This window comes from Candidatus Obscuribacterales bacterium (assembly GCA_036703605.1).
GTDB lineage: Bacteria > Cyanobacteriota > Cyanobacteriia > RECH01 > RECH01 > RECH01.
This window is the reverse complement of sequence record DATNRH010000289.1, coordinates 1-4172: the sequence shown is the minus strand read 5'-3', so window position 1 is coordinate 4172 and position 4172 is coordinate 1. Positions and strand designations below refer to the sequence as shown.

The 4172-nt window shown below is 56.0% G+C and carries 3 protein-coding genes; 2 read left to right on the top strand and 1 reads right to left on the bottom strand.

Features of this window, described 5'->3' with window-relative positions:
• Positions 1-1948 (top strand): glutamate synthase-related protein (locus V6D20_06125; GenBank protein HEY9815362.1); only part of this gene is annotated, 1948 nt, incomplete at its 5' end.
• A gap of 90 nt (positions 1949-2038) precedes the next feature.
• The gene (locus V6D20_06120) at positions 2039-3523 is read left to right on the top strand and encodes a glutamate synthase subunit beta (GenBank protein HEY9815361.1); all 1485 of its coding nucleotides are present in this window, start codon (positions 2039-2041) and stop codon (positions 3521-3523) included.
• 171 nt (positions 3524-3694) lie between these two features.
• On the opposite strand, the gene V6D20_06115 is transcribed toward V6D20_06120, so the two are convergent.
• On the bottom strand, positions 3695-3901 hold the full coding sequence (locus V6D20_06115) for a hypothetical protein (GenBank protein HEY9815360.1): 207 nt from the start codon (positions 3899-3901) through the stop codon (positions 3695-3697).
• Positions 3902-4172 lie beyond the last annotated feature (271 nt).

The following is a 4172-nucleotide window of genomic DNA, read 5'->3' as shown; positions in this document are numbered from 1 at the left end:
CGGGGCCATGAGCTACGGGTCGATTTCCAAGGAAACCCATGAAGCGTTGGCGATCGCCATGAACCGTATTGGGGGGCGATCGAATACTGGGGAAGGTGGCGAAGATCCAGAGCGCTATACCTGGACGAATGACCAGGGCGACTCGAAAAACAGCGCCATTAAGCAAGTGGCGTCCGGGCGCTTTGGGGTGACGAGTCTGTATCTATCCCAGGCGCGGGAGCTGCAGATCAAAATGGCCCAGGGGGCTAAGCCTGGTGAAGGCGGACAGCTTCCCGGTCTCAAGGTCTATCCCTGGATTGCCAAGGTGCGCCACTCTACCCCCGGCGTTGGTCTAATTTCCCCGCCGCCCCATCACGATATCTATTCCATCGAAGACTTGGCGGAATTGATCCATGATCTGAAAAATGCCAACCGGGCAGCCCGGGTCAGCGTCAAGCTAGTGTCCGAGGTGGGCGTGGGTACCATTGCCGCTGGGGTAGCCAAGGCCCATGCCGATGTGGTGCTGATTTCTGGCTTTGATGGCGGTACCGGTGCCTCGCCCCAAACGTCCATTAAGCACGCGGGTCTCCCCTGGGAGTTGGGTCTAGCTGAAACCCATCAAACTCTGGTGCTCAACAACCTGCGCAGCCGCATCGCTGTGGAAACCGACGGACAAATGAAAACCGGACGGGATTTGGCGATCGCCACCCTGCTTGGGGCAGAAGAATATGGATTCTCCACCGCTCCCTTGGTGACCCTGGGCTGCATCATGATGCGGGTTTGTCATAAAAACACCTGCCCCGTGGGCGTGGCCACCCAAAATCCAGAGCTGCGGAAAAACTTCACTGGCGATCCCCAGCATACGGTCAACTTCATGCGCTTCATCGCCATGGAGCTGCGGGAAATTATGGCCCAGCTTGGCTTCCGCACCATTCCCGAGATGGTCGGCCGCACCGATATCCTAGAGGCCCGCAAGGCCATCAGCCATTGGAAAGCCAAGGGCGTGGATATTTCCAAGATCCTGCACCAGCCCGACGTGGATGATTCCGTGGGTCGCTATTGCCAAATCCCTCAGGATCATGGCTTAGATAAGTCCCTGGATATCACCACCCTGCTGGATCTCTGTCAACCTGCTATTGATCGGGGTGAACCGGTGCGCGCTACCTTACCCATTCGTAATATTAATCGCGTGGTGGGTACCATCCTCGGCAACGAAATCACCAAGCGTCATTGGGACGGCTTACCAGATGACACCATCCATCTCCATTTCCAAGGGACGGCGGGACAAAGTTTTGGAGCCTTTGTGCCCCGTGGCGTCACCCTAGAGCTAGAGGGCGATGCCAACGACTATGTGGGTAAGGGACTGAGCGGCGGTAAGATCATTCTTTACCCGCCCAAAACCTCTACTTTTGTCGCTGAAGAAAACATTATCGCCGGCAACGTCGCCCTCTATGGTGCAACCAGCGGCGAAGCCTACATCCGAGGCCTGGTGGGAGAACGCTTCTGCGTCCGCAACTCCGGGGTGGAAACGGTGGTGGAAGGTGTGGGCGACCATGCCTGTGAATATATGACCGGCGGTAAAGTGGTGGTTCTAGGCCCCACGGGACGTAACTTCGCGGCGGGGATGAGCGGCGGCATTGCCTATGTGCTTGACGAAGCCGGGGATTTTGATCAGCGCTGCAACCCTCAAATGGTGGGGCTAGAGCATCTGGAAAATCCAGAAGAGATCCGCGATGTGCATGATTTGATTGAAAAACATGCCCACTACACCCAAAGTGCTAAGGCCTTGCAGATTCTGGCTGAGTGGGATGCCATGGTGCCTCGATTTGTGAAAGTCATGCCCCGCGACTACAAGCGCGTTCTGCAGCATATCCAAAATGCGATCGCTGATGGATTGAGCGGTGATGAAGCCCTCTCAGCAGCCTTTGAGGAAAATGCCCGCGATGTCGCTCGGATTGGCGGCAGCTAGCTGTCTCGCTGGGTTGGGCTAAACCTTAGGTTTCGTCCAACCCTTTCTTACTTAACTGAATTGCCACTACCTGTTGAGAACACTGCAACTATGGGAAAACCAACCGGCTTTATTGACTACCTGCGGGAAAATGCCGCTGAGGTCGCCCCCCAGGATCGCATCCGCAACTGGGATGAATTTCACTTGCCCATGGCGGAGGACAACCTCAAAACCCAAGGGGCCCGCTGCATGGACTGCGGCACGCCCTTCTGCCACACCGGCATCACCCTGAGCCGCATGGCCAGCGGTTGCCCAATTAACAACCTAATTCCCGAGTGGAATGACCTGGTCTATCGCGGTCGCTGGCAAGATGCCCTCGATCGCCTCCATAAAACCAATAACTTTCCTGAGTTCACCGGACGGGTGTGCCCAGCTCCCTGTGAAGGAGCCTGCGTCCTAGGCATCACCAATCCGCCGGTGACCATCAAAAATATCGAATATTCCATCGCCGAAAAGGGCTGGGAATCGGGCTGGATTACCCCCAACCCTCCCGCCCAGCGCACCGGCAAAAAAGTAGCGGTGATTGGATCGGGGCCGGCTGGTCTCTCGGCGGCGGATCAGCTCAACCAAGCCGGGCATTGGGTGACGGTCTACGAACGAGCTGATCGCCCCGGTGGGCTGTTGATGTATGGCATTCCCAACATGAAGTTGGATAAAAAAGAGGTGGTGATGCGCCGCCTGGATGTCTTAGAAGCTGAGGGGATTACCTTCGTTTGCAACACTGAAGTCGGCCGCGACATTAGTGCTCAGACTTTAACTCAGGACTACGATGCCGTTGTGCTCTGCACCGGAGCCACCCGGCCGCGAGACTTGCCCATTGAGGGGCGATCGCTCCAGGGCATTCACTTCGCCATGGAATTCCTCACCGGCAATACCCGCACCGTCCTCCAAGGTGACCCCACCGACGACTACATTTCTGCCGCAGGTAAAGATGTGGTGATCATCGGCGGCGGCGATACGGGCACCGACTGCGTTGGCACCTCCATCCGCCATGGCTGCAACACCGTCACCCAGATTGAGATTATGCCCAAGCCGCCCGAAACCCGGGCCTCCAGCAACCCCTGGCCGGAATTTCCTAAAGTCTACAAAATGGACTACGGGCAAGAGGAAGCGGCTTCTCGATTTGGCAGCGACCCCCGTGCTTATATCACCACCGCCACAAAATTTGAGGGTGACGATAACGGTCACGTTAAAGCCGTGCATACCGTTCAAGTGCAGTGGGTGCGTGATGAGCAGGGACGCTTCTCCCCCCAACCGATTGCCGGCACCGAGGCAGTCATTCCTGCCCAAGTGGTGTTGCTTGCCATGGGCTTCCTTGGCCCAGAGCAACCCTTGATTGATGCCCTTGGCTTAGAACAGGATGGGCGAAGCAATGTGAAAGCTGAGGAGGGTGACTATACCACCAGCATTCCTGGCGTGTTTGCCGCTGGCGACTGTCGTCGGGGTCAAAGTCTCGTGGTCTGGGCGATCAATGAAGGGCGGGGAGCCGCTCGGGAATGCGATCGCTTCCTCATGGGGCGGACAGAACTTCCCTAAGCTAGCCTATGGCAACTAATGGATAACCTATAGAATGCAAGATCCCCGATGCTGTTAACAGGTCGGGGATTTGTGTTGAAGGGACCTCATGCAAATCAATTCTGGTGTTGGAACGGGGTATCTCAAGTCCGGTTAAACATTCACGGCTGGGACATTCTGCATTCAATGCTTCTAGGCAGCTTCGACCAAGTGCCAACCCCGACGTTCGAGGCTACGTAGGGAACCGCCATCTTGTCCATAGTTCCATGCCTTGGTGGGCAACACCATAATCAGAGCATAGCCGGACGTCACGCTGGAGGTTAGAGCTTCCACATATCCTTCCAGATAGCCCCGCAGTGGATCGTAACAAGCAACTTTGCACCCCACTTTCCAACCCATGATGACCAACTCCCTACGATGAACTCAGCCCGTTGATTCGTTGTTTGAACCTAGGTTTATTATGGGGGCGATCGCTTAGAAAACCCGTGATGCTGCTGGCATAGCACGAGTGATTATACCGAGACTTTCATGGAATGCGGATCAGATCTGGGCATGATCGTCCGCAGTTTTACCAGTGATCCATATCACATCATTGAGGAATGGATCAGAGGCCGGTTTTTGTAGTGCTGCTCATGATGGAGGGGCGGTGCCATGGTAGCTGTCGAGGTAG